Origin of the sequence: Geoglobus ahangari (assembly GCF_001006045.1) — an archaeon.
Classification (GTDB): Archaea; Halobacteriota; Archaeoglobi; order Archaeoglobales; family Archaeoglobaceae; genus Geoglobus; species Geoglobus ahangari.
In genome coordinates, this window is the sequence record NZ_CP011267.1 from 1,107,157 (window position 1) to 1,131,364 (window position 24,208).

Here is a 24,208-nt window from a genome sequence, read left to right on the forward strand (position 1 = left end):
TCTTCATTATGATGAGGTAATATAAATAGTTTTTTGATCAGATAATTTCAGGCTTAAATTTTGCACAAGATAATTTGATTGGAAAATCGGTTTAAATAATATTGAGCATTCTGTGGATATGTCCACCGCACTATCTTTTCTTCTTTTTTATGACCACAACGTCTCCAAGGGTCGGGACGAGCTTTCTCTGGCTCTCAACCTTCACCTCCTGAACCTTCTCCCTGAGCTTGATGTCGAACAGCCTTTCCAGCTTCTCCACGACCTCTGGCTCGGGGGTTATCTCGGCGTTCTCGATCTTCCTGATGAGGGACTCCTTCTCCTGAATCCTTCTGGCCAGCTCCTCCTGGCTCCATCCTCTCTTCTGCCTCTCCCTCCTTATAATCTCGTTGAAGTTCTCGACAAGCTCCTCGGTGAAGACTATTGGCTTCGAAGGTCTTGGCTGTCTCCTGTCCCTTCTAACAACCCTTGACACCCCGTGCTGTGAAGAGGTGGATATGTCCTCGACCCCGTGTTCCTTGCACCTCGCGCAGACGTTCAGCTCCGTCCCTTCAACGACAACCTTAAAGCCCCTACCCTTAATCTCCTTCCCGCAGATCTCACACTCCATTGCTATCCCCTGCCAATTTTCCAATAATTTCAAATACTTGTAGCTATATATTTCTAATTGGAGACTCCCGGAAGGGAGTTGATGCCAAAAAATAAAAAGGTATGGGAAGTATGACGGAGGACATGATTGAGAGTCCGGCTGGAAATGAGGACATCATTCTGAAGCTCAGGATACTCGAGAGAGAGTATGAAAGGCTCAAGGAGCTTTATAAACGGCTGGAAGATGAGAAGAGGTTTGTTGAGTCCGAGAGGATCAGGTTTGAACGTGAGGTTAGGAGACTCAGAAGCGAGATTGAGAGGTTACGCTCACCACCCTTAATCGTAGGAACAGTTTCAGACGTCCTTGAGGACGGTAGAGTTGTGGTTAAGAGCTCTACCGGGCCGAAATTCCTCGTTAACGTCTCCCAGTACGTTGACATGTCCGAGCTCAAGCCCGGTGCGAGGGTGGCAATGAACCAGCAGACGCTTGCAGTCGTTAGCGTGCTTCCGAGCCCGAAGGATCCGACTGTCTACGGATTCGAGATCGAGGAGAAGCCGAACGTCACGTACTCCGACATCGGTGGTCTTGACAAGCAGATCGAGGAAGTGAGGGAGGCTGTGGAGCTTCCACTGCTCAAACCAGAGCTGTTCGCCGAGGTTGGCATTGAGCCACCCAAGGGCGTGCTGCTCTATGGGCCCCCGGGCACAGGAAAGACCCTGATCGCTAAAGCTGTGGCTACAGAGACAAACGCGACATTCATTAGAGTCGTGGGAAGCGAGTTCGTCCAGAAGTACATAGGCGAGGGTGCGAGGCTCGTGAGGGAGGTCTTTGACCTTGCGAGGGAGAAGGCACCGACAATACTGTTCATTGACGAAATTGATGCAATAGCTGCGAGGAGGACGAACAGCGACACAAGCGGTGACAGGGAGGTTCAGAGGACGCTGATGCAGCTGCTTGCGGAAATGGACGGCTTCGATCCGAGGGGAGACGTGAAGATCATAGGCGCGACCAACAGGATAGATATCCTCGACCCGGCGATACTCAGGCCCGGTAGATTTGACAGGATAATTGAGATTCCGATGCCCAACCTTGAGGGCAGGATGCAGATATTCAGGATCCACACGAGGAAGATGAAGATCGCGGAGGATGTGGACTTCAGAAGGCTGGCCGAGATGACTGAGGGTGCGAGCGGTGCTGACATAAAGGCCATAGTCACCGAGGCAGGAATGTTCGCGATAAAGCAGGAGAAGGCGAGGGTGACCATGGAGGACTTCGAGAGGGCGATTGCAAAGGTGCTGAAGAAGGACAGCAAGCCCGTGAAGTTCGAGGCAAAGGGCGTGATGTTCGTCTGATGCCCCTTCCGGGGGTCTCCCCCAAAATTTATAAAGATTAATCGTTACCCTTTTCTGGTGAGGCAATGATTCCGCCTAAGGAATTACTCAGGAAGATCGTTCCATTTTCATACCTCACCGGAGATGAGCTCGACAGGCTCATTGGCGGTATGGAGGTCGAGATTTTCGAAGAGGGAGAGACGATAATCAAGAAGGGCAAGAAGACGAAGTACGTCTACTTCATCTATTCCGGAAGGGTTCTCCTGAAAAATGACGTGGAGGAGAGGCTGACCAAGGGCGAGCTCTTCGCGGTCACGTCTGCCGTTGAGGGTACGCCCTTCAACGCAACCGCCGTTGCCGAGGAGGACACGATATGCTACCTCTTCGACGGCAGGGTCTTCAGGGAGGTCATGGAGAGCAACTCCAAGTTCAGGATATTCTTTGAGACCTTCGCTGAGAGGAGGTTCAGGGAGCTCAGGTTCGACACTCAGGTCGAGGAGCTGCTACTCAAGCCGGTAATCGAACTCGTCCATCGAAGGCCCATTACCTGCACCCCTGACTGCGTCGTCAAGGAAGCTTCACGGACGATGCTCGAGAAGTCAGTGGGGAGCCTTGTGGTCGTGAACGCGGGAAGGCCAGTGGGGATTTTCACGGACACCGACCTGAAGAAGGCGGTTGCGAGCGAGAGGATAGACGGGGAAGTGAGGGAGTTCATGACCCCGAACCTCATAACCTCCGAGAGCAGAGAGCCGGTTTTTGAGGCGTACATAAAGATGATAGAGGCGGGAGTCAACCACCTCGTGATAGTGAACGGTGATGCGCTGGAGGGAGTCATCTCCATAAAGGACGTTCTCTCGGTCTTCGAGCCATTTGCCAAGGTCATAAGGATCTACAGGAGGCTCAGGAGGACGGACGACTTCACCGAGATGCGGGACATGATGGCCACCGTCAGGGATGAGGTTAGGGTTCTCGTGAGCAAGGGTGTGGGCTTCCACGACCTCTCGAGGATGATAAACGCGATTTACGATCAGACCTACGTGAGGGTGATAGAGCTTCTCTCCAAGGAGTACGGGGTTCACAGGGACTTCTCGTGGGTCAACATGGGGAGCAGTGGGAGGAAGGAGCAGGTAATAGCCACGGATCAGGACAATGCCGTGATATTTGAAACCGAAGTCCCGCAAGAATTCCTCGCTGAGGTGAACGAGACGATGGACTACGTGGGCATACCAAAATGCGTCGCCGGCTACATGGCCTCGAACTGGCACCACAGCATAGACGAGTGGAAGAGGATGTTCGAGGAGTGGTTCAACGAGCCGGTGCCGAAGAACCTGAGACTCCTGACAGTATTCCTCGACATGAGGCACATCTACGGCGACAAGCGACTTTACGACGAGCTCATCGACCACATCTTCGAGGTGAAGAACATGCAGGCACTGAGGTTTCTGGCGTACGACGCCACGTCCCTTGAGCCACCCATAGGAATCTTCGGCATCAAGGACATTGACAAGGGGATAGACGTGAAGAAGCACGGGATCTACCCAATTGTCAACGCCGTCAGGGTTTTTGCCGTGGATGAGGGGATCAGGGAGACGAACACCCTGTCAAGGATCTCGGAGCTCGAGCACGTGTTTGGGGAGAGGAGGGTTGAGGAGCTGAAAGAGAGCTTTGAGTTCCTTCAGGATCTCAGGCTGAAGCATCAGGCACACAAGAGCGACAACCTGATAAACCAGAATGAGCTCGAGAAGCTCGATCTGGTGATACTGAGGGAGGCTTTCAAGATTATAAAGAACTTTCAGGGCTTTGTTAGAAGGTATTACGGGGTGGACAGGCTTTGAGGGACGTGAGGTTTGCGGTGGTGGATGTAGAGACGACAGGACTCGACCTCAGGAAGGATGAGGTGATCAGCGTCGCCATTCTGCCGATGGACGGGCTCAAGATACTTGTTGGCAGCGCATACCACACGTTTGTCAGGCCCAAGTCCTTCAGGGTGTCCTCCATAAAGTACCACGGGATAACTCCTGAAATCCTTGAAAACGCTCCATCATTCTGCGAGGTCTCTGAGGAGATCATGGAGAAGATTGATGACAGAGTGCTCGTCGGTCACGGGGTGAGCATAGACGTGGAGTTCCTGCAGAAGGAGTTTGGTAAGTGCGGGAAGAAGGTGAGGTTTGAGAAGTCCCTGGATATTGCTCTGGTCGAGAGGGTCATCGGGGAGATCTTCGGTGAGAGGCCGAGCAGGGAGGAGCTCACCCTCGAGTCACTCGCGAGGAAGTACAACGTCCCCCTCGTCTACAGGCACAGCGCTATGGCTGATGCGTACATTGAGGCTCAGATCTTCCAGATACAGATGATGCGGCTGATGAAGTACGGCATAAATTCCCTCAGTGCTCTCGAGTCCTTCATCTCCCGCCTCGGCATCTCTGACTCCCATTTTATTTTCTGATTGATTCGTCATTATTATTAAAGAACTAAGAAAATTTATAACAGCCAATTGCGAAAAGTTTAAATTAATCATGAATTTTACTTAACGTAAGGTGAGACTATGCCTTGGCCGCCGAAGGTGTTTTGGCTGGGAGTTTTAGTGATGTATGGGTACACATTCCTGATGTGGGCCCTAGAAGCGACAGCGCACATCAACCACATCTGGATAGGACCAGTGCTTGCGCCGACGATCTACGCGAGTCTAATAGGGACGTTCATCATACCAGTGGTGGTAGCGTTCCTGTACTTCTACATACCCGAAAAGGCTGAAGAAGCGAGAGGTGGTAGCTGATGGCCGTGGATCCGATTGTTGTGGGTGTTACGGTTTTGTACTTTTTGGTAACGATATACATCGGTTGGTGGAGCAAGCAGAAGCTTAAGAGCGCCACCGACTACTACGTTGCCGGAAGGCAGATTGGCAGCTTTGTCAACGGACTTGCGCTCGAGTCAACGTACCTGAGCCCCGCATCGATGCTCGGTTTGCCGGCGTACATATTCATACTGGGATATCCGTTCTGGTGGGCTATGGCCGCCATCATCCTCGGAATGCCGCTGGCAACGCTGCTTACAGCTTCAGCCCTCAGAAAGTACGCACCGACCAGCTTCGCGGACTACTATGCTGACAGGTACAAGGACGAGAAGCTCAGGTGGCTCATCGGTGTCATCGTTGCGTTCGGTTCGATACTGTACATAACGCTGTCCATCGTCGGTATGGCTCTGTTCCTGCTCGCCATACTGAAGATCAACTACATCTATGGAGTTATAATCGGTACAGTGATCGTTCTGCTGTACGTTGTCTGGGGAGGAATGATCGCCACCTCGTGGAACGCAGCGTTCCAGGCAGCGCTGATGACCGTCGCAGCAGTTATTGCAGCGATAGTCATGATTGGAAAGCTCGGAGGTCTTCAGGGCTTCCATGAGGCTGTGCTTGCCAACAACCCGAAGTTCTTCAACACCGCCAGTGACCCGCAGCCACCGCACGCGTTCGTTGGGACGTGGCTGGCCATAGTTGGATGGTACTTCACGTGGCACTTTGGATTTGCAGTCATGCCATACACGGTCGTCAGGTTCTTCACGACCATGGACATCAAGACCGCAAGGAGGAGCATCTTCTGGACGGCTCTCTTCGCAGGTATCTTCTACATGGCGCTACAGATCATCGGTGCCGGAGCCAAGGTCATGATCGAGAACTACCACCCGCTCGCTGCTGAGGCAGGAGGCAAGGCTGTTGGCGTTCTGAAGATAATCCAGCAGACGTACCAGGTCGGTTCAGTCCTCGACTACTCGATGATCGCCGCTGTTGAGGCCTTGTCCAACCCGCTCGTCCTCGGTATCCTCGCAGCCGGTGGACTGGCCATAGCCATGTCAACCGCTGCCGGATGGGTCATGGTCGTCAACACCCTCGTCACAAGAGACCTGCTCGGCATGCAGCTCAAAAGCAAGTACGCTCAGGAGAACCCGGTTACGACCGCAAGGATCGTCTCGATCGTCTTCCTGATCGTCGGTATGATCATCTCATTCAACCCGCCAGCGCTCGTCCTTGACCTCTCAGGATGGGCATTCGTTGCCCTCATTGCCTCCATAGGCCCAGGACTTGTCCTCGGACTGTGGTGGAAGAGGGCCACAAGGACTGCAATGTGGACGACTGCGATAATAATGTTCTTCCTGCACCTCTACGCATGGATGTACGCGAAGTTCAACCTCGGCCACCACGCGTGGTTCTTCCTGAACCAGATGCTCTTCGGAGACAACAAGGCCGCATGGATCGTCACACCACACCAGTTCTGGGCGATCCCGGTGGGCTTCATCCTGTTCGTCATAATCTCGCTGCTCACCAGCCCGCCGGATGAGGAGACCGTGCAGAAGTACTGCGTTGAGCTGACCGAGAACGTTTGAAAACGTTTAAATTTCTTTTTTCCAATTTTTGTTCTGCTGAATTCTCAGGAGGTTTTGAGTATGGAGGTTCTGGATAGAGGTGACGCAGAATTTCATTTTGTCGATCCCGACGATTTCAGGGAGTACGTCAGAGACAGGAAGAACAGGAACTGGGAAGACAAGCTGATGGATGAGAGCGAGGCGGTGAAGAAGTTCGTGAGCGATGGGGACTATCTGGCCTACGACTTCTCGAGCCTTACGAGGGGACCGCAGAGCCTGATAAGGGAGATAATCAGGCAGAGGAAAAAGTACCTTTGGATATGCGCGAAGTTCACACTGCTCGAGAGCGTGCTGCTCGCGGGTGCTGGCTGCATAGACAAGATAGATGTGGGCTTTCTCGGATTTGGCCCGTACATAGCCAGAAAGGTGCAGAACGGGGAAGTGAAGGTCTACGACTGGAGCAACGGCAGCATAACCTACAGGCTCATCGCCGGGGCTATGGGAGTGCCGTTCATACCCGCAAGGGATCTGCTCGGAACCGACACGTTCAAGAAATCCGGAGCAATGGCGGTCAAAGACCCCTTCACAGGAAAGCCCGTTGCATTACTTCCAGCCCTGAATCCGGATGTGGCGATAATTCACGTGCAGGAGGCCGACATCTACGGGAACGCGAGGGTGTACGGCCCTACTGTAGCGACCCTCGAAACTGCAATGGCGTCAAAGAAGGTCATAATCTCTGCTGAAAGAATTGTGGAGACCATCGAGTTCAGGAAGGAGCCGAACATGACCATAATCCCGTACTACCTTGTCGATGCAGTTGTACACGCTCCCTTTGGCGCATACCCCGGTGGAACTCAGGGCTACTACGAGATGGACTCCGAGCACTACCTGATGCTCTCCTCGATAAGGGAGGAGGAGGACATGCAAAGGTACCTCGAGGAGTACATATACAGCGTGGACAGCCACGAGGAGTTTCTGGAGAAGAGGGTTGGGATGAAGAAGCTCAAGGAATTGATTAAGAAGGCGCAGATTCTGGAGGGATACAGATGAAGGAGTTTACTGATGTCGAGTTCATGATATGTCAGGCCGCGAGACTTCTGGAGGACAACAAGACGGTTTTCGTGGGCTGGGGGATGCCGCAGGTCGTTGCGCTCCTCGCTGAGAGGCTCTACACTCCGAACATAACTCAGGTGTTCGAGTTTGGTGCTATCGGCCCTCAGAGCAGAACCCCGTTCCTGAGGGGCACGATGGGGGGGCCGCAGAACACGTACAGGAGTCTGCAGTGGTGCAGCATGGGGCTGGCGTTCAGCTACGCTCAGGTTGGGTACATAGACTACGGAATGCTCGGAGCGGCGCAGATAGACAAGTACGGCAACATAAACTCCACAATGATTGGCGACGATTACGAGAGGCCCAAGGTGAGGTTCCCGGGAAGCGGTGGAGGTAACGAGGTCGCGAGCTACTGCTGGAAGACGATAATCGTGATGAACCACGAGAAGCGCAGGTTTGTTGAGAGGTGCGACTTCATCACCTCTCCCGGCCACGTGATTGACGGCAAGACGAGGGAGGAGTATGGATTGCCGAAGGGCACGGGCCCGTGGAGGGTTGTGACATCGAAGGCCATGTTCGACTTCGATGAGGATACCAAGGTGATGAGGCTCATAGCCGTGAGGGAGGGACTGAGCGTAGATGATGTGGTCAGCGACATGGGCTTCGAGCCTGTAATTGCTGACGACATTCAGGTTCTCGAGCCGCCGACGGACGAGGAGCTCAGGATACTCAGGGAGGAGATCGACCCGTACGGGCTCGTGATAAAGAAGTGATATATCGGAATCCGATACATTTTTATATTTTTCAGTTAAACCCTTTTTGTGACACACCTGAAGGGCATACTGAAGATACTCATTCTGAAGGAGCTTGAGAAGGAGAGCCTGAGCGGCCTCGAGCTCATAGACAGGATCGAGAAAAAGACTGCCAAACGCCCTTCTCCAGGCTCGGTCTACCCGCTTTTGAAGGAGCTGCAGAGTGCCGGGTTTCTGGAGGTCAGGGCTGTCGGAAAGAGCAAGGTGTACTCTCTGTCCGAACTCGGGAGGAGGGCGCTAACTGAGTATGCTGAAAAGGAGATGCAGGCGCTGCTCACGAAGCTCGGAGTCCTGAAGGAGTGGGGGATTCTGAGCGAAGATGAGTACGACAACCTGACCGAGTTCATGAAGATGAAGCGCGAGAACTTCCTCAGGCTGTTCGAGCTCAGGAACTGGGTCAAGTTCGTGGTCATGCTCTCAAGAGCTGCAGCCGAGTCAAGGGAGAGGGCTGAGAAAATGCTCGAGAAGGCGATTGAGTGCATTTCGGAAGAGGTGGGAGAATGAGGAAGGTAATGTTAGCTGCACTCCTGCTGACATTTGTGCTAATCCACACTTCTTCAGCATCCACGGACTTCACGTTCCACGTAGCCTTGCAGAACAGCGCGATACACCCGGGCGAGGAAACAGTCCTAACCCTGCTCATCGAAAACGACGCAAAGCTCTCCGGATTTGTTGTTAACGAGAACACGTCCAGCCTGATACCTCTGCTGACCACCGCCAAGAACCTGAGGGTGGAGCTGGACGATAGCAACGCTCCATTTGAGGTGAAATCTGCAAACCCGTACATGGTCGGAGACCTGCCATCCGGAATCGTTGCGAGGGTCGCGTTCTCAATAAGGGTTGATGAGAACGCCTCATCTGGAGATTACACTGTGCCGGTGAGGCTGAAGTTCTCGAAGGTTACGTACTCGCTGGTGAACGGGGCTCCGGCGATAAGTTACGAGGACGACTCCGACGTTGAGTATGTGCACGTGTCTGTGGAGAGGAAGGATTACGACTTCTCCATTTCAGTCAAAAACAGCGAACTCATTTCCGGCAGGGAGGGGTACGTTAAGATCGAGATCACGAACACGGGCTCGAATTCAGTCGAGAACTGCGTTGTGATGCTCAACACTACCCCGCCATTCAAACCGAACCCTTCTGGGCTCTCTGCATACCTCGGCCACCTCTCGCCAACGGAGAGGAAGAACGCGACGTTCAAGCTGTTCGTCATGGACGGGGCGATGAACCAGAGCTACCCTGTAACCCTCGTCATCCGATTTGAAACCTCATCGGGAATCCCACGGCTCATCACCAAGACCGTTGGCCTGAAAGTTGAGAGAGTCGATCACTTCCGAGTTGTTGATGTTAAGAGCTTCCTGCCCGCGTACGTACCCGTTCCGTCAGGAATGGAGATTCCGGGCGTGAGGGGCTACGTTTCTGTGAGGGTGGAGAATCGCGGAGAGAACGTGAGCGACGCCGTGGCTTATTTGAAGTTCGAAAACAGGCTGATGAGGGCCGAGAACTCTCCATACATCGGCCAATTTTCGAGTGGAGAGGTGAAGGAGCTGCTGTTCTACGTCTCATCCTCAGCCCCGTCAGGGAGGTACAGGGGAACTCTGGAGATAAGGTACAAGAACGAGCTCGGGGATGTGGAGGTTTCAGAGCCGCTGACAGTCGAGGTCATTGCCGGCAGCCAGCAGCCACTGCTTACAGAGCCTGTGGTGAGGAGCATCGACGTCGGATCCGTCGATTCCCTCAAGCTGAACATCAGGAACGAAATGGGGGTAAGAGTAGAGAACCTCAGGCTCGTGCTGGTGTCCCCCGAGCGCACAATCACGCCGCTGAGCTCCACAGCCTACATAGGCTCACTGAGGAGCGGAGAGTCGAGGGAGGTGGCTTTCAGGCTGTCAGTGTCGGATCAGGCCGCCGCTGGCAATCGCAGCCTCTACCTGCTCGAGAGGTACAGCGTAGATGGCGTCGAGAACCTCATCAGCATATCCGAGATTCCGGTCGAGATCAGGAGCGGAGAGAGGGCGATTCAGCTCGTATCCATCAAAAGTGACCTCGTGCCGGACGAAACCGGTAGCGTGGAACTCGTCATAGTGAACTCCGGAAACAGGACGATGCATGATGCTGTGCTTGAGCTCGATCTGAGCCCACCCCTGCATCCGGCCGGCTCGAGCTCCCTGATGGGCCTTTCCGGGAAGCCGCAGCCGTCGTACTACTACCTCGGCACGCTGAAGCCGGGGATGAAGGCGGTTGCGAGGTTCAGGGTTGACGTTGACAAGGATGCCGGGATGGGGGAGTACCCTGTGAGCCTCAGAGTGAGGTACAGCGACGAGGAGGGGTACACACACCTGACGTCCCCAATCACAGCATCGCTCAGGGTTGTGGAGAGACCCCTCCTGACACCTCTAACCATTGCCATTCTCGCGGCAATTGTTCCCGCGTTGGCCCTCTCCGCTGTCTTTCTCAGGAGACGGATGAGGGGCGGCTGATGTCGAGATCCGGGTGGCTGGGCCTCATTCCTGTCGGGATGGGGCTCTTCATGGTGCTGCTCGACGTCAGCGTGCTGAACGTAGCTCTGCCCAGCATAGCGAGGGACTTCAACGCGAGGATGTCTGACATACAGTGGATACTCAACAGCTACACCCTCACGATGGTCGTTTTGCTGGTTCTCGCTGGCAGAATCGGGGACATGGTCAGGAGGGACAGGTACTTCATGGGGGCCATGGCCCTGTTCACGGTGAGCAGCTTCCTGTGCGCTCAGGCGTGGAGCACAGGCAGCCTGATCTTCTTCAGAGTGCTTCAGGCTGTTGGAGGGGCCATGCTGAGCGGAAACACCCTCGCGATAATCACCGAGCTCTTCCCTCCCGGCAAGAGGGGTGCTGCGATGGGTCTGAACTCCATACTGGTGGCGTCGAGCTTCACCCTCGGCCCAATAATAGGCGGGTGGCTGACAACCCACCTGAGCTGGCACTGGGTGTTCTACCTGAACGTTCCGGTGGGCATAGTCTCGGTCATTCTGGCCTACCTGCTTCTCCCACCCCTCGGCGCGAAGGAGAAGGTTCCTGTGGACTTTGCTGGCGCAGTTCTTCTGGCGGTTGCTCTCGGCTCTCTGACGCTCGGAATCATAAACGGGCAGGACTGGGGTTGGAGGGATGAGAAGACGCTCGGGTGCTTTGCAATCTCGATTCCCTACCTCATCGCATTCGCTCTCAGGGAGCTCAGCTACGAGTACCCGCTGCTCGACCTCTCGCTGTTCAGGATACGGAACTTCACCGTCGGAATTCTTGCGGTCTCAATCCTCTTCTTCGGCATGTCCTCCTCGCTATTCGTTTTGCCGTACTTCCTTCAGGGGATAAAGTCCCTGAGCGCCGCAGACTCCGGCTACTGGATGATCGTGCTGCCCCTCGTCAACACCGTGTTCTCTCCTCTGGCCGGGAGGTTGAGCGATAGGATCAACCCCAAGTATTTGATGTGTGCCGGCCCAGTCCTCTTCACCCTCGGGATGTACAACCTCTCGGGCATTGAGGAGAACGTGAGCTACTGGGAGTTCTTCGTGAAGCTCATGCCAATGGGGATCGGCATGGGGATGCTGATGTCTCCGTCGTTCAACGTCATAATGGCCTCCGTCCCTCCGGAAAAGGCCGGGATGGCAAATGGGACTGTTAGATCTGTGAACACACTCTCGCAGGCAATGGGCGTGACTGTCGGGGGTGTGCTCCTTACAAACAGGATGAAGGACTGGCTCGGCAACTACGGCAACCAGATCCCGGATCCGGGAACCATGGCCCTGCTCAGGGTTCTCGCTCTAAAGGGCAACCCCCTTCCGCTGGTCGCGATGGTCGAGAGCTTCATGGACAGCATGCACTACCTCTTCTCAGTGATGATGTGGCTTCCGCTGCTGAGCATGCTAGTCATACTGCTGTTCCTCAGCGGAGAAGAGCACCTCAGGAGGATGAGGGTGCTGGCAGTAAGAAAAGGGGAGGTTGAGGGGTGATTTAATTATTTGCTTTTCATGCTGGCTTCAGATTACCCTTTAAGTTGTTTCACTGCGGACTTTATCCGCTCTAAGAATTTTTCAGCATCATCGATAGCTAAAGCTGCCTCTTCTTCGCTTGCACGATAGTACAGATCATAATCGGCTTGTTCTCTTCGTCTAAAAGCTTTTGCCAGTGCTGCACCGTAGATTTCCTCCAGATATCCTTTATTAACGAATTCGAGGCCGAGTGTCACTACAACACCTCTGTGTGTCTTCGGGTTGAGGTTTTTAACGCTTAGAAGGGCCTTTGCTGCATAGTACATTGAGTAGTATGCTTGACTGATTGCTGCATTGTACTTTCCACTTTCAAGAAGGATCTTTGACGTCTCAAGAGCATCATATGCTTTTTCCAACAGCTTTTCGGTGTCAGACAAGGACGATGCCCTCCCTTTCGACACTCTTGATAAAGCCTGAGTTTCTGGACTTTAGCATTGAGTAATGCTCTTCACTCATAATGTGTGGTGAAATGAGCTCGCCGTATTTCAACAGAATGGGGTAGCTAATGCCGATCACATCGTCAAGAGTGAGTGAGCCAATTATCAGCACGTCAATATCGCTTTCACTGTGGATGTCTCCTCTTGCAACCGATCCGAAAAGTATGACTCGCTTCACTCTCTCGCCATACCTTTTCATGAGTTCTCTGACGAACTCATCTATTGCGGCTCTCTTGGTCTCAGAAAGTGCAGGCTGGTAGATCATTGCACTAAAGATTATGTGAGAACTCAATTTAACACTTTTCCCCACTCCGAGGGGCTTTCTTAGTCTCCTGTCGGAGTGCCGGAGAGTTTCGGTGGGTAACTGAATTCCGGTTAGTGGATGTTTAGCATGGCAACTGCTATAAAAGATTCTGGAGTACTTCGGTTGATGGGGCTCGGATTTTTCAGGAGGCGAAAGACGGAGGAACTCACGCTGGAGGAGGCCGAGGCGAGGGTTCTGAGCATTATGAGGTCTGCTGAAGCGGATGTCAATCCCTTCATGCTCGAGAAGGAAAAGGAGCTGCGTGCTGAAATCAGCAGTCTCATCTCATCCCTTGAGGGGTTTGACGTGAATGCCGTGCATCCGAGACTCAGGGATCAGGCTCGCAACTTTGTTTCCGCCATGCTGACGCTGTGGAGGGATGAGCTCGGTAAAGATGCGTTCCATGAAGCATCGAGGAGGCTTGAAAAAACCGCGTCCATGAACGTCAGGTACTTCAGGATGCTCTTCGCTGTGGGCTCTCCGGAGATCGAGAGGGTGGATGCCCACCTTAGAGCAATCGCCGGCACAATCGCCGATGTGGAGGGGAAAAGGAGGGAAGCGGGAATTGACGACTTGGAGAACACGCTCAGAATGATTGAGAAAACAAGAGACCTGATTGAAGAGAGGGTGAGAGTAAGCAGGGAACTCGCCGAGCTTCTCTCTGAAATTGAGCAAATTGAAGGTGAGGAATCCGGGGATGGAGATGACGAGCGCCTTGCGGCTCTGAAGGCCGAGGTGGAGGCCGTGGAGCAGGAGGTGGCGAGGAGGGAGGAAGAGGTGCACAGAAAGATCGCCCGCGTAAAAAAGCCCATCAGGCTCTACGCCCACGCTGTGGGCGTGAAGATTAGCACTGAAACCCGCTCACTTCTGCTCAGCATGGACGATCTGAAAAACCTCGCCTCTGGTGCGCTTTCCGAGGTGAGGAAGGGAACGATTAAGCTGAAGGAGAAGAGGCAGGATGTGGTTCTGAAGCTTCTTGAAGAGATTGTGGATGGCAGCCTTGAATCCGAGATTGAGAGGATCGGGCAGCTCAAAAGACGGCTTGGAGCTTTAAAATCAGAACTCAGAAAGCTCGAGTCGCGGCGCGAGAGACATGACCCGGCTGAAAGGAGGAAAGTGCTTGAGAGGAGGATGGTCTCTCTTCAGGAGACTGTAAGCCGTCTGGATGGTGAGATCGGGGAGTTAAGAAGAGAGCTTGAAAATGCGCTGTCCGGGCTGATGGGGTTAAAAGTAACGCTGGCAATGGATGGTGTTTAGTGGGCATCAAAAATAAATTTTTGTGTGGGAACGTAACACATTTATTCTTTCCAGACTATTAACCAATTGGTGATGTAGTTGGCAAGATCCAAGATAGACAGGTTTGGCAGGATCCTGATTCCGAAGGAGATCAGGAGAAATCTGGGAATTGAGGATGAGGTCGAAGTTGAGGTAGAAGTCAGAGGAGGAAAGATCTTGATAGCCATTGAAGACCGAGATCTAAAAAAAAGGGTTGAGGAGCTTATTGACCATCTGAAAAACAGGGCTCCAAAGCCCTTTGTTAGTGACACGGAGGTTGAAGGGAAGTGGTATTCAGCGGAGTTCAGCATGAGAAAGTTGGGATTGAAGGAGTAGTGGATGTTGGCCTGATTGTGATTTCACATTTTGAAAATCCAGCAAAGAACCACGCTCTTGAATTCTTAAAAAGCGTCCTTCTATGGGAAAGGAAATGTCTGATTCCTGTGACGGCATTTCTTGGAGCATATCACGTGCTCACCAACTATCTTGGGGTTGAGAGAATTTCTGCATACGAGGCTTTAAGGAAGACTCTCGAGACAAGATCTCCGGCACTCTACTCTGATCTGAGTGTTGACACTGCTGTAGAGTCCTTGGCAAATGCGATGGGGTATAGAATCGAGTCTTGGGATGGTTATTTGGTCGCAATAGCAAAGGCACACTCTGCCCCTGTGATTTACACGATTGACAGGAAAATGGGGAAAAAGGTCAGGGACATACATGTTGTCAATCCCATCCCTGATGATGTGTTCAGGGAATACAACAGGTGGTTGGAGGAGAACATCGGTTAGTGCTGTGTTCCGGCCTTTTCTGCAAAACACATTCTCCTTCCTTGTCGTCCCTTGGTCTGCACCTTTGGGATAACTTTTTAATCTAACTTATGTTGGTAATGAAAAATTACGAAAGATTTAAATCACGTTAACGTTAATTTTTTCACGGTGAAACCATGACCAGAGTTGCTGTTGTCGGTGTGGGTTATAGTGGTTTCAACACCAACACGCCCGACCTCAGCTGGAAGGAGCTGATGTACGAGGCGGCTGTCAGGGCTTACGAGGATGCAGGAATCAACCCGAGGAGAGACGTGGACAGCTTCGTAACGTGTGCGGAGGACTTCTGGGAGGGCTTTGCCATCTTTGACGAGTTCGTCCCCGACCAGCTCGGGGCAGTGCTTAAGCCCACCCTGACCGTGACCGCGGACTTCCTCTACGGCATAGCCACGGCGTTCATGCACATCAAGAGCGGCCTTGCCGAGATTGCTGTTGTGGAAGCGCACAGCAAGGCCAGCGACATACTGACGTTCGGAAACGTGATGAAGTTCGCCTTCGATCCGGTGTGGCTCAGGCCAATTGGCAAGGCACACCCGTACTACTTCGCAGCCCTTGAGAAGTCCTACTACTCCAGCCTCAGGGGCTACTGCGACGACGTGTACGCTGAGGTCGTGGAGAAGAACAAGAGGAACGGCAGGCTCAACCCCGACGCACCGTATTCGGGCAACGTTACCGCCGAGGATGTGCTCAGCAGCGAGGCGTCATTCTACCCGCTCAGGAAGCTCGAGATTGCTGAGAGGGCTGATGGGGCTGTTGTGTTCGTGCTCGCGAGTGATGAGGTCGCGAGGCAGCTGACAGACACGCCTGTGTGGGTTGACGGCATAGGCTGGTGGAGCGAGACGAGCAACTACGACACCATGAGCTTCACAGCAGAGTATGCAAGGAAGGCTGCCGAGATGGCCTACGACATGGCCGGAATTGAGTATCCGGCGAAGCAGGTGGACATTGCCGAGGTGGACGACAGGTTCGCGTTCAAGGAGGTTCAGCACATCGAAGCCCTCAAGCTTGCAAAGCCGGGTGAGGTTGACAGGCTGCTCAGCGAGGGCTACTTCAGCAGGGATGGAGCTCTGCCCGTGAACGTCTCCGGAGGAAACCTCAGCGTCGGAAACCTGCTCGAGGCCACGGGTGGACAGAAGGCCCTCGAGATCGTCCTTCAGCTGAGAGGAGAGGCTGGGAAGAGGCAGGTCGACGCTGAGATGGGTGTTGCTCAGGCGTGGAGGTACGTTCCGACCGCAAGCGGTGCCGTTGCGGTCTTCTCGAGGTGATAAGCTATGTTCGAGAGGATTAAGGGTTTGAAGTTCCACAAGAAGCAGGACGTTGCCATCGTCGGTGCGGGAATCACTCTCTTCAGGAGAAGGATGAACGAGACCGGGAAGGAGCTGAGCTACTACGCTGTAAAGCAGGCCCTTGAGGAGGCTGGACTTGAGATCTCGGACATAGACATGGTCGTGATGGGCTCCGCCCCAGACTCTTTCGACGGAATCCACATGAAGGGTGAGTACCTGCTTGACGGCAGCGGAGGTAGCAACAGGCCGTACATGAGGGTCTTTGTCGGTGGAGGAACCGGAGTCTTCGCGCCGATAGCAGGATACTGGCACGTCGCAAGCGGGCTTGCGGACGTCTGCCTCGTCATAACCGAGGAGAAGATGAGCTCGGTGCACCCCCATCCCCAGTCAGCCTTCAAGTACATCTGGGATCCCATTCTTGACAGGCCGCTCAACCCCAACCTGATATGGATCTTTGCCCTCGAGATGAGGAGGTACATGCACGAGAACAACATAAAGCACGAGGACATCGCCCTCGTTTCTGTGAAGAACAAGGGCAACGCCCTCGATCATCCAGCAGCTCAGGTTGCTGAGAAGATAACGGTCGAGGATGTGCTCAGCAGCGAGCCGATGGCTCTGCCTGTAAGAAGGCTGGACGTCTCCCCGCCGAGTGATGGAGCTTCAGCGCTGATAATGGTCGCCCCGCATATAGCGAGGCAGCTCACCGATGAGCCTGTCTGGGTTGATGGAGTTGGCTGGGCACTCGACACGACCTGGTGGACGAACAGAGACCTGTACTTCCCGAGGTATGTTGCCGAAGCGGCAAAAATGGCCTACAAGATGGCCCACATAACCGATCCGAGGAAGGAGATTGATGTTGCCGAGCCATACGACCCGTTCGATTACAAGGAGCTTCACCACATGGAGGGTCTGGGTCTGGCGAAGAAGGGAGAGGCGCCGATACTGACGAGAGAGGGAGTTACAGCGAGGGACGGAGACCTGCCGGTCTGCCCGAGCGGTGGACTGCTTGGCGTTGGCAACCCGATTGCTGCAACAATGGGTGTCAAGGTCGCTGAGATCTACTGGCAGCTGGCTTACAGGGCAGGAAAGAGGCAGGTCGCCAAGGAAGTGACGACGGGTGTTGCTCAGGCCTGGGGTGACCTGATGCAGGTTGGAACCGTTATGGTTCTCTCCAACAAGAGGTGATTGTGATGGCGGTTGGGAAGAAGAACATCTCAGCTCCTCTGTATGTCGAGGGGCACGGGATTGAGGCCGAGGATCTGAAGGAAGGGAAGGTCACGTACGTTGAGGATCACCCTGACATAAGGTATCAGTTCACCGCCGGACAGGCCATCAGCAAGTTCCTCAACGGCCTCAAGGAGGGCAAGATTCTCGCAACGAAGTGCAACAAGTGCAGGAGGGTGATGGTGCCTCCAAGGATGTTCTGCGAGCTCTGCTACAGGCCAATCGACGAGTGGGTGGAGCTTGAAGACACTGGCACGGTCGAGACGTTCTCGATCTCCTACATCGACCCTGATGCAAGACCGCTTGACGAGCCAGAGATTGTGGCTGTGATCTCCATAGACGGAGCCTCACCGAAGATGGGCATTCTGCACAAGCTTGGCGAGGTGGAGCCGGACAAGGTGTACATTGGAATGAAGGTGAAGGCAGTCTGGAAGCTGCCCGAGGAGAGGGAGGGCATGATAACCGACATCCTCTACTGGAAGCCAATAGAGGGGTGATGGTGATGGTGTTCAACGAGAAGATTGTGGATCCTGCCGAGCTCAGGCACGTTGAGGGCAAGATCGAGCTCTACTGGGTTTACACGAGCGGAGAGGCTGGAGATGCATTCTTCAAGAAGCTCAAGGATGAGGGCAAGTTTATTGCTGCAAGGTGCAAGAAGTGCGGTCACGTCTACTTCCCTCCGAGGATATACTGCGAGTTCGACTTCGGCGAGACCGAGTTCGTGGAGGTAAGCGGTAAGGGCTGCGTTAAGGCCTTTGCGGTGGCAAACTACGACACATACGAGAAGAAGCTCGAGAAGCCGGAGATCTACGCGATCATAGAGATGGACGGCACGGATGGATCAATAGTCCACCTCCTCGGCGAGGTTGAGCCCGAGGACGTTGAGATTGGTATGAAGGTCGAGCCGGTGCTCAAGCCGAAGGAGGAGAGGGAGGGCAGGATAACGGACATCCTCTACTTCAAGCCCGTTTCCTAATTTTTTTGCTCAGGTTTTTTAATTATTAAAAATGGGGGTGGTGAATGTGGATTTTAAGCTTACGGAAGAGCAGAGGATGATTGCAGACGCAGCAAAGGACATAGCGAAGGACTTCCCTCCAGAGTACTGGAGGGAGAAGGACGAGAAGGGTGAGTTTGCCGAGGAGTTCTGGAAGGCCATAAGCAAGGCCGGCTTCCTCGGCATAGTGATCCCTGAGGAGTATGGCGGAGCGGGAATGGGCGTTACCGAGCTCCTCATAGCAATGGAGGAGCTTGCAGCCAACGGATGCGGAATGGGTGGTGTGTGGTACCTCGTTCTGACAGAGGTATTCGGTGCCCTGAGCATAGTGAGGCATGGAACTGAGGAGCAGAAGGAGAAGTACCTGCCGAAGATCGCCAAGGGTGAGCTCGAGTTCGCGATGGCCCTTACAGAGCCAGATGCGGGCACGAACACGCTCAACATAAGGACGAGGGCGGTGAAGGATGGAGACGAGTGGGTGATAAACGGAAACAAGATCTTCATAAGCGGTGCGGACAGGGCAAAGGGGATGCTGATAATCGCAAGGACGACTCCGAAGGAGGAGGCTCCAAAGAAGACGTACGGAATCAGTCTCTTCCTTGCAGACCTTCCAAACCCGGCCGTGAAGGTGAACCCGATACCAAAGCACGGCATAAACTACTCCAAGACCTGTGAGGTGAGCTTCAACAACCTCAGGCTGCCTGAGGATGCTCTCATGCCACCGCAGGACGAGGGCTGGTACATGATCCTCGACACCCTCAACCCGGAGAGGATGAGCTTCGCCGCAGCGGCAATAGGCATCTCGAGGCTGGCGATAAGCAAGGCTGTTGAGTACTCCAAGCAGAGGAAGGTCTTCAGCGACCCGATTGGCAGCTACCAGGGTCTGCAGTTCCCTATTGCTGAGGCGTACGCGACCCTTGAGTGTGCGAAGCTGATGAACCTGAAGGCCGCATGGCTCTTCGACAACAACGCCAGCTACAAGGAGATTGGTGAGGCTGCGAACATGGCGAAGGTCGTTGCGGTAGAGGCTGGAATAAAGGCGGTCTACTGGGCGATGCAGACATTCGGCGGTTATGGCTACACGAGGGAGTACGACGTTGAGAGGTGGTGGAGGGAGATCAACCTGATAAGGCTCGCTCCCGTGACACAGCAGATGGCCCTCAACTACATCGGCGAGCATGTTCTGGGAATGCCCAAGAGCTACAGGAGCTGAGAGCATGGCAGTTGAGTTCGAGGAGAGGGACGGAGTAGTCTGGGTGAGGTTCAACAGGCCCGAAGCGCTCAACGCAATAAACGAGCAGTTCGTTCAGGAGTTCAGGAAGGCTGTGGAGCATGCGAGGAGCAGCAGAACTGCGAGGGTGATGGTCGTAACGGGAGAGGGCAAGGCGTTTTGTGCAGGCGCCGACATCAAGATGTTCTCGGAGACAGACGTTTTCAAGGCGAGAAGGATAATAGAGGACCTCGGAGCGCTGCTCGAAGACCTCGAGGAGCTCGACATTCCCGTCATAGCTGCAATCAACGGCTACGCTCTCGGAGGTGGGTGTGAGGTAGCCATGGCATGCGACATAATCATAGCCAGCGAGAAGGCCAGGTTCGGCCAGCCGGAGATAAACATTGGCATAATCCCAGGGGCAGGTGGCACTCAGAGATTCGCGAGGCTCATCGGGTGGAAGAGGGCCATGGAGCTCAGCCTGACAGGAGACCACATATCTGCGGACGAGGCCTACAGGCTCGGCCTTGTGAACAGGGTCGTGCCTCATGAAAAACTGATGGATGCTGTGAACGAGCTGGTGGAGAAGATAAAGTCGAAGTCCCCCTATGCAGTGATGCTCGTGAAACATGCTGTGAACAGGGGCTTCAAGATGAGCCTGAGGGATGGGATAATGTACGAGAGGGATCTCTTCACCATAGCGTTCGCGAGTCCGGACTCAAAGGAGGGGTTCTCGGCTTTCGTGGAGAAGAGGCAGCCGAACTTCGAAAAAGAAAGAAAGTGGGTTTAAACAACTCCCTTTTCCCTCAATTTTTCCAGCTTCTCTCCGGAGATTCCGAGGTACTTTCCGTATATGAACTCGTTGTCCGCTCCGATTGGCCTGCAGGCCCACTTCACCCTTCCGGGAGTTCTCGACATGAACCTGAAGGTCGAGTTGGGGATCAGCAGCTCTCCGTAGTGGGGGTCGGTCAGCTTCACGAACGTCTTCCTTATCTGGTGGTGCTCCACCTCCAGCACCTCCTTGGGTGAGTTCAGTCTTCCCGTGACAACCGTTCCTTTCTTGTCCGGCCTTCTCGAGTACTCGAGTATCATGTTCAGCAGCTCCTCCGAGGTGTGCTGGGACGTGAACTTCTCTATCTCGTGCTGTATGATGGGCTGGTTCTCTGGAGTGAGCCTCTCCTTGGTGGTCGGGAACCTCTCCTGCAGGTCGGGGCGGTTCATTATCTCACACAGCGCAGCCCAGTTCGGATCTGTGAACCCGGACATGAACACATACCCGTCTTTGGACTTCACGTAAGTGTAGGGGAAAACGGCATAGTCGAAGTTTCCAGCTCTCACCATCTTCCTGCCGGACATGTGGAAGTACTGCATCAGGTAGTTTGCGATGGCCATCAGACCCTCTGAAGGAGCCACGTCTATGAACTGTCCCTTTCCAGTCCTGTGCCTGTGGAACAGGGCGAGCTGAATTCCGAGTGCCGCCCACGCACCTCCTACATACCACCCCATCCAGTTTCCGTGCTTGAGGGGCTTCTTGTACTCCTCCGGAACCTCGGGATCGAGGTCGGGCTCTCCGGTGACGGACATCACCACGCCCCTCGCCTGATCCACCAGATCGTAGCTCGGCTGGTTACCGTGCTTCTCACTGTCCTTCCCAAACTGGCCGAAGCTGTGTATTGCGCAGTAGATCAGCCTCGGGTTGATCTCCTTCAGCTGCCTGTAACCTATGCCGAGAGAGTCCATGTACCCGGGCTTGAACGTCTCGATCACAACGTCAGCCTTCTTAACGAGCTTTCTGAACATCTCTCGCCCTTCCTCGCTCTCGAGGTTCAGCGTGACGTGGAACTTGTTCCTTCCCTCTGTGAGGTATGCAAGTCCCGCGTCTCCGACCATTATGCCGAAGGGAGTCATCTTCCTTGCCACATCTCCTTCGGGAGGCTCGATCCTTATCACCTCAGCCCCAAGCTCCGCAAGCAGTGATGATGCGAAGAGTCCAGCGTAGTTCCCGTAGCTCAGATCAAGCACAACCACGCCCTCAAGAGCTTCAGGCTTTCCGTAAACCTCATCAGGGCTTGTGAGCGAGTACACAAACTTCGCGTACTCGGGATCAATCGCCATTCCGACAATCTTCTCCTCCATCACGACCACCTCACGGGAACTTCAACCCCCTCTTTCCATCCCAGTCCGGGGGAGGAGTCTGCGGGGCGATGTTCGGATCCCACTTGTAGATGACGCCCTCCTCCTCAAGCCTTTTGATCTCATCCATGCTCAGCCCAAGAACCCTCGTCAGCACGTACTCGTTGTCGAAGCCCAGCGGCCTCGCACCCCACTTGAGTCTCGCAGGAGTTTCCATCCTCGGTGGGTAGGCTGGCTCGACGAGCCTGCCGTAGAGCGGGTCGTAGTACTCCTGCACCGCTCCTCTCTCCCTGAAGTGCTCGCTGTTGTAGGCCTCTTCAACATCTATCACCCTGCTCGCTGAAAAGCCGAGGGTGTCTGCCAGCTCCTCGACCTCCTCCACAGTCTTGCTCTCGGCCCACTTCGCAATTTCTGCGAGAATAGCTCTCGCGTTCTCATCCTTCAACCTCTCCACCGGGTCTCTGAACCTCTCGTAGAGGTCCATCCTGTCCATGGCCCTGCACAGTCCCTCAAACTCCCTCTCGGTGAAGGCAGCTATCGCCACCCATCCGTCCCTGCACTTGAACAGGTCTGATGGGCAGATCGCAACGTCCCTGTTCCCGTACCTCTCCCTGTTCTCTCCCGTCTTGAAGACGTACAGCCACGTCCAGTCCATGAACCTGATGACGTTCTCCACCTGCGAGTAGTCTATGAACTGGCCCTCTCCGCTCACCTCCCTGTAGTTCAGGGCCGTCACTATCGCGAGAGCGCTCATGAGCGCGGTTATCCAGTCGGCTATCCAAACCCCCGACTTTATCGGCCCCCTGCCCTCGTGGCCGGTTATGTACGACAGCCCGCCCTCGCTCTGGGCTATTGCGTCGTAGCTCGTCCTTCCGGTGAAAGGGCCCCAGCTGCCGAACCCGGATACGTGTAGCTGGATGATTTTCGGGTTTATCTCCCTGAGCCTGTCGTAGCTCAGTCCCCACTTCGCAAGCCTTCCAGGTGTGAGGTTGTCCACGACGACATCGCTCTTCTTCACGAAATCGTAGAATAGCTTTCTCGCCTTCGGATGTCCGAAGTGCATGCCGACCCAGTACTTGTTGTGGTTCTGCTCGAGAAGGCCGGGGGAGAGGTTCTTCCAGTAGTACGCGAAGGGGGAGACGTACCTCATCTGGTCTCCTCTCTTCGGCTCGAACTTGATCACCTCTGCTCCGAATTCGGCGAGAATGTCAGTCGCGGCGGGTCCGAGAACAACCGAGCAAACCTCGAGCACCCTCACACCCTTGAGGGACTCGTCCTTTTCAAAAAAGTCGCCACCTAAAATCCCTCTTACAAACTCCCTGAACTCCTGCAGAATATCACCTCCTGTTCCACTTATTGTCATTATTAAACCTTATATATTTTACTCAGGCGTGAGGTTTGGCAACAGAAGGTCAGAGTACTGAGAGCGAAGTGGAGATGAGCAGAATTCCGAGGGAGATCAGGCAGGCCACCTCTCCCGCGATGAATGTCACAGCGGTTAGCCTTGATCCGAGTGAGGCTCCGAACATGGAGACGTTCACGGGCATCGAGCTTCTCAGCCCCTCGACAACCCTGTGCAGCATCTGGGCCACTATGAGGTGCAGAAGCGCGGTCTCGCCGCTCACAACCCCCTTGGCAACAAGCGATCCCGCAACACCTATTCCTGCTATGGTGCTGCCCGCGCCGGCAGACAGGATGGCGAGCTGGGCAGTGTTCAGGGGCAGCCTGTTCATCCCGGCATCCACAACCAGCAGAACCGCGAAGACAGAGGGGATGAGAACTGCCGCAACCCTCAGGAACTGCCTGACAGACTGGACCACGCTCTCCCTGACGGGCATCCTGAACTCCACCTCCACCTGCCCGCCCTCGAGGTACATCCTTCCGGCGAGTGCTCCGGTGAGGGAGACGAGGAGCTTCGACGTCAGGTCAAGGAGGATGTACGCGAGTCCGTACTTGGCTCCGAGGGACGAGAGCGCCAGCGGCCCCATGACGAGGAGGGTAGACCTGATTCCCATCGGAAACATCCCCATGACCGCGCACACCATCACCTCCCTGTCGCTCACAGCCCCCCTCCTCCTCATCTCCGCGAGGATTGACAGAGCAGCATACCTGTCTGCGAAGAACGCCGCAACCGGCACTCCGCTTTTCAGGTTGGCAACCCTCGCAAGCCGCTCGAAGAGCGCGGTGACTTTCCTGAACTCCGGCATGGAGAACAGCGCTCCGGCCAGAACCATTCCGATGAACATCCTCGGCAGAATTGTCTGGAGGATCGCCGCACCTTCCTCGAGGGTCGCCTGAATCATCTGTATCAGCTTACGAGTTTTGTTAATAAAAATTTCTAATTTCTTTCATTAAAATATTA

General features: G+C 54.3%; 25 protein-coding genes. 19 read left to right on the top strand and 6 right to left on the bottom strand.

The features are described 5' to 3' along the window. Positions 1-130 precede the first annotated feature (130 nt). Positions 131-607 carry a multiprotein bridging factor aMBF1 gene (locus GAH_RS06485; protein WP_048095480.1) on the bottom strand — a complete coding sequence of 159 codons (477 nt, stop codon included), beginning with the start codon at positions 605-607 and terminating at the stop codon, positions 131-133. 122 nt (positions 608-729) lie between these two features. On the opposite strand from GAH_RS06485, the gene pan reads away from it, so the two are divergent. From pan to GAH_RS06535, 10 genes are all read left to right on the top strand, one after another. Beyond that, positions 730-1,938, top strand: a complete 1,209-nt coding sequence (gene pan, locus GAH_RS06490) for a proteasome-activating nucleotidase (protein WP_048096803.1) — start codon at positions 730-732, stop codon at positions 1,936-1,938. 65 nt (positions 1,939-2,003) lie between these two features. After that, entirely contained in the window at positions 2,004-3,752 is a 1,749-nt protein-coding gene (locus GAH_RS06495) for a DUF294 nucleotidyltransferase-like domain-containing protein (RefSeq protein ID WP_048095481.1), read from the top strand. Between the two features lie 5 nt (positions 3,753-3,757). Further along, positions 3,758-4,360, top strand: coding sequence for a 3'-5' exonuclease (locus GAH_RS06500; protein WP_245604110.1), 603 nt, complete (start codon positions 3,758-3,760; stop codon positions 4,358-4,360). A 162-nt stretch (positions 4,361-4,522) separates the two neighbouring features. After that, on the top strand, positions 4,523-4,690 hold the full coding sequence (locus GAH_RS06505) for a hypothetical protein (protein ID WP_245603988.1): 168 nt from the start codon (positions 4,523-4,525) through the stop codon (positions 4,688-4,690). Next, positions 4,690-6,294 carry a sodium:solute symporter family protein gene (locus tag GAH_RS06510; RefSeq protein WP_048095486.1) on the top strand — a complete coding sequence of 535 codons (1,605 nt, stop codon included), beginning with the start codon at positions 4,690-4,692 and terminating at the stop codon, positions 6,292-6,294. Before GAH_RS06505 ends, GAH_RS06510 begins: the two co-directional genes overlap by 1 nt. A gap of 60 nt (positions 6,295-6,354) precedes the next feature. Further along, positions 6,355-7,323 (top strand): CoA transferase subunit A, encoded by a 969-nt coding sequence (locus GAH_RS06515; RefSeq protein ID WP_048095488.1) that lies wholly within the window; start codon positions 6,355-6,357, stop codon positions 7,321-7,323. Continuing rightward, positions 7,320-8,096, top strand: coding sequence for a CoA-transferase subunit beta (locus GAH_RS06520; RefSeq protein ID WP_048095490.1), 777 nt, complete (start codon positions 7,320-7,322; stop codon positions 8,094-8,096). Before GAH_RS06515 ends, GAH_RS06520 begins: the two co-directional genes overlap by 4 nt. 48 nt (positions 8,097-8,144) lie before the next feature. Then, positions 8,145-8,639 (top strand): PadR family transcriptional regulator, encoded by a 495-nt coding sequence (locus GAH_RS10385; protein ID WP_052747796.1) that lies wholly within the window; start codon positions 8,145-8,147, stop codon positions 8,637-8,639. After that, positions 8,636-10,615: a COG1361 S-layer family protein gene (locus GAH_RS06530; RefSeq protein WP_048095492.1), complete on the top strand. Its 1,980-nt coding sequence runs from the start codon at positions 8,636-8,638 to the stop codon at positions 10,613-10,615. Before GAH_RS10385 ends, GAH_RS06530 begins: the two co-directional genes overlap by 4 nt. Beyond that, positions 10,615-12,120: an MFS transporter gene (locus GAH_RS06535; RefSeq protein WP_048095493.1), complete on the top strand. Its 1,506-nt coding sequence runs from the start codon at positions 10,615-10,617 to the stop codon at positions 12,118-12,120. The genes GAH_RS06530 and GAH_RS06535 overlap by 1 nt, the downstream gene beginning before the upstream one ends. 32 nt (positions 12,121-12,152) lie before the next feature. Here the strand turns inward: GAH_RS06535 and GAH_RS06540 are convergent, their stop codons facing one another. Next, on the bottom strand, positions 12,153-12,536 hold the full coding sequence (locus tag GAH_RS06540; RefSeq protein WP_048095495.1) for a HEPN domain-containing protein: 384 nt from the start codon (positions 12,534-12,536) through the stop codon (positions 12,153-12,155). Further along, on the bottom strand, positions 12,529-12,861 hold the full coding sequence (locus GAH_RS06545) for a nucleotidyltransferase domain-containing protein (protein WP_048095497.1): 333 nt from the start codon (positions 12,859-12,861) through the stop codon (positions 12,529-12,531). The genes GAH_RS06540 and GAH_RS06545 overlap by 8 nt, the downstream gene beginning before the upstream one ends. A gap of 165 nt (positions 12,862-13,026) precedes the next feature. Between GAH_RS06545 and GAH_RS06550 the strand changes: the two genes are divergently transcribed. From GAH_RS06550 to GAH_RS06590, 9 genes are all read left to right on the top strand, one after another. After that, entirely contained in the window at positions 13,027-14,157 is a 1,131-nt protein-coding gene (locus GAH_RS06550; RefSeq protein WP_048095498.1) for a hypothetical protein, read from the top strand. Between the two features lie 78 nt (positions 14,158-14,235). Then, on the top strand, positions 14,236-14,511 hold the full coding sequence (locus GAH_RS06555; RefSeq protein ID WP_048095499.1) for an AbrB/MazE/SpoVT family DNA-binding domain-containing protein: 276 nt from the start codon (positions 14,236-14,238) through the stop codon (positions 14,509-14,511). Beyond that, positions 14,463-14,963: a type II toxin-antitoxin system VapC family toxin gene (locus GAH_RS06560; protein ID WP_245603989.1), complete on the top strand. Its 501-nt coding sequence runs from the start codon at positions 14,463-14,465 to the stop codon at positions 14,961-14,963. Before GAH_RS06555 ends, GAH_RS06560 begins: the two co-directional genes overlap by 49 nt. A 155-nt stretch (positions 14,964-15,118) precedes the next feature. Continuing rightward, positions 15,119-16,264, top strand: a complete 1,146-nt coding sequence (locus GAH_RS06565) for a thiolase domain-containing protein (protein WP_048095503.1) — start codon at positions 15,119-15,121, stop codon at positions 16,262-16,264. 6 nt (positions 16,265-16,270) lie between these two features. Beyond that, positions 16,271-17,470: a thiolase domain-containing protein gene (locus tag GAH_RS06570; protein ID WP_048095504.1), complete on the top strand. Its 1,200-nt coding sequence runs from the start codon at positions 16,271-16,273 to the stop codon at positions 17,468-17,470. A 5-nt stretch (positions 17,471-17,475) separates the two neighbouring features. Then, positions 17,476-18,006: a Zn-ribbon domain-containing OB-fold protein gene (locus tag GAH_RS06575; protein ID WP_052747872.1), complete on the top strand. Its 531-nt coding sequence runs from the start codon at positions 17,476-17,478 to the stop codon at positions 18,004-18,006. Then, complete coding sequence (locus GAH_RS06580) at positions 18,006-18,485, top strand: Zn-ribbon domain-containing OB-fold protein (protein ID WP_245603990.1); 480 nt, start codon at positions 18,006-18,008, stop codon at positions 18,483-18,485. Before GAH_RS06575 ends, GAH_RS06580 begins: the two co-directional genes overlap by 1 nt. 46 nt (positions 18,486-18,531) lie before the next feature. Beyond that, on the top strand, positions 18,532-19,716 hold the full coding sequence (locus tag GAH_RS06585; protein WP_048096807.1) for an acyl-CoA dehydrogenase family protein: 1,185 nt from the start codon (positions 18,532-18,534) through the stop codon (positions 19,714-19,716). Between the two features lie 4 nt (positions 19,717-19,720). Further along, the gene (locus GAH_RS06590) at positions 19,721-20,503 is read left to right on the top strand and encodes an enoyl-CoA hydratase/isomerase family protein (protein ID WP_048095506.1); all 783 of its coding nucleotides are present in this window, start codon (positions 19,721-19,723) and stop codon (positions 20,501-20,503) included. On the opposite strand, the gene GAH_RS06595 is transcribed toward GAH_RS06590, so the two are convergent. The 3 genes from GAH_RS06595 to GAH_RS06605 are packed head-to-tail and all read right to left on the bottom strand — an operon-like array spanning position 20,500 to position 24,149. Further along, positions 20,500-21,849: a CaiB/BaiF CoA transferase family protein gene (locus GAH_RS06595; RefSeq protein WP_048096808.1), complete on the bottom strand. Its 1,350-nt coding sequence runs from the start codon at positions 21,847-21,849 to the stop codon at positions 20,500-20,502. The two genes, GAH_RS06590 and GAH_RS06595, sit on opposite strands and share 4 nt — an antisense overlap. Before the next feature lie 10 nt (positions 21,850-21,859). Then, complete coding sequence (locus GAH_RS06600) at positions 21,860-23,209, bottom strand: CoA transferase (RefSeq protein ID WP_048095508.1); 1,350 nt, start codon at positions 23,207-23,209, stop codon at positions 21,860-21,862. Between the two features lie 49 nt (positions 23,210-23,258). Next, positions 23,259-24,149 carry a hypothetical protein gene (locus GAH_RS06605; RefSeq protein ID WP_048095509.1) on the bottom strand — a complete coding sequence of 297 codons (891 nt, stop codon included), beginning with the start codon at positions 24,147-24,149 and terminating at the stop codon, positions 23,259-23,261. Between the last annotated feature and the right edge of the window lie 59 nt (positions 24,150-24,208).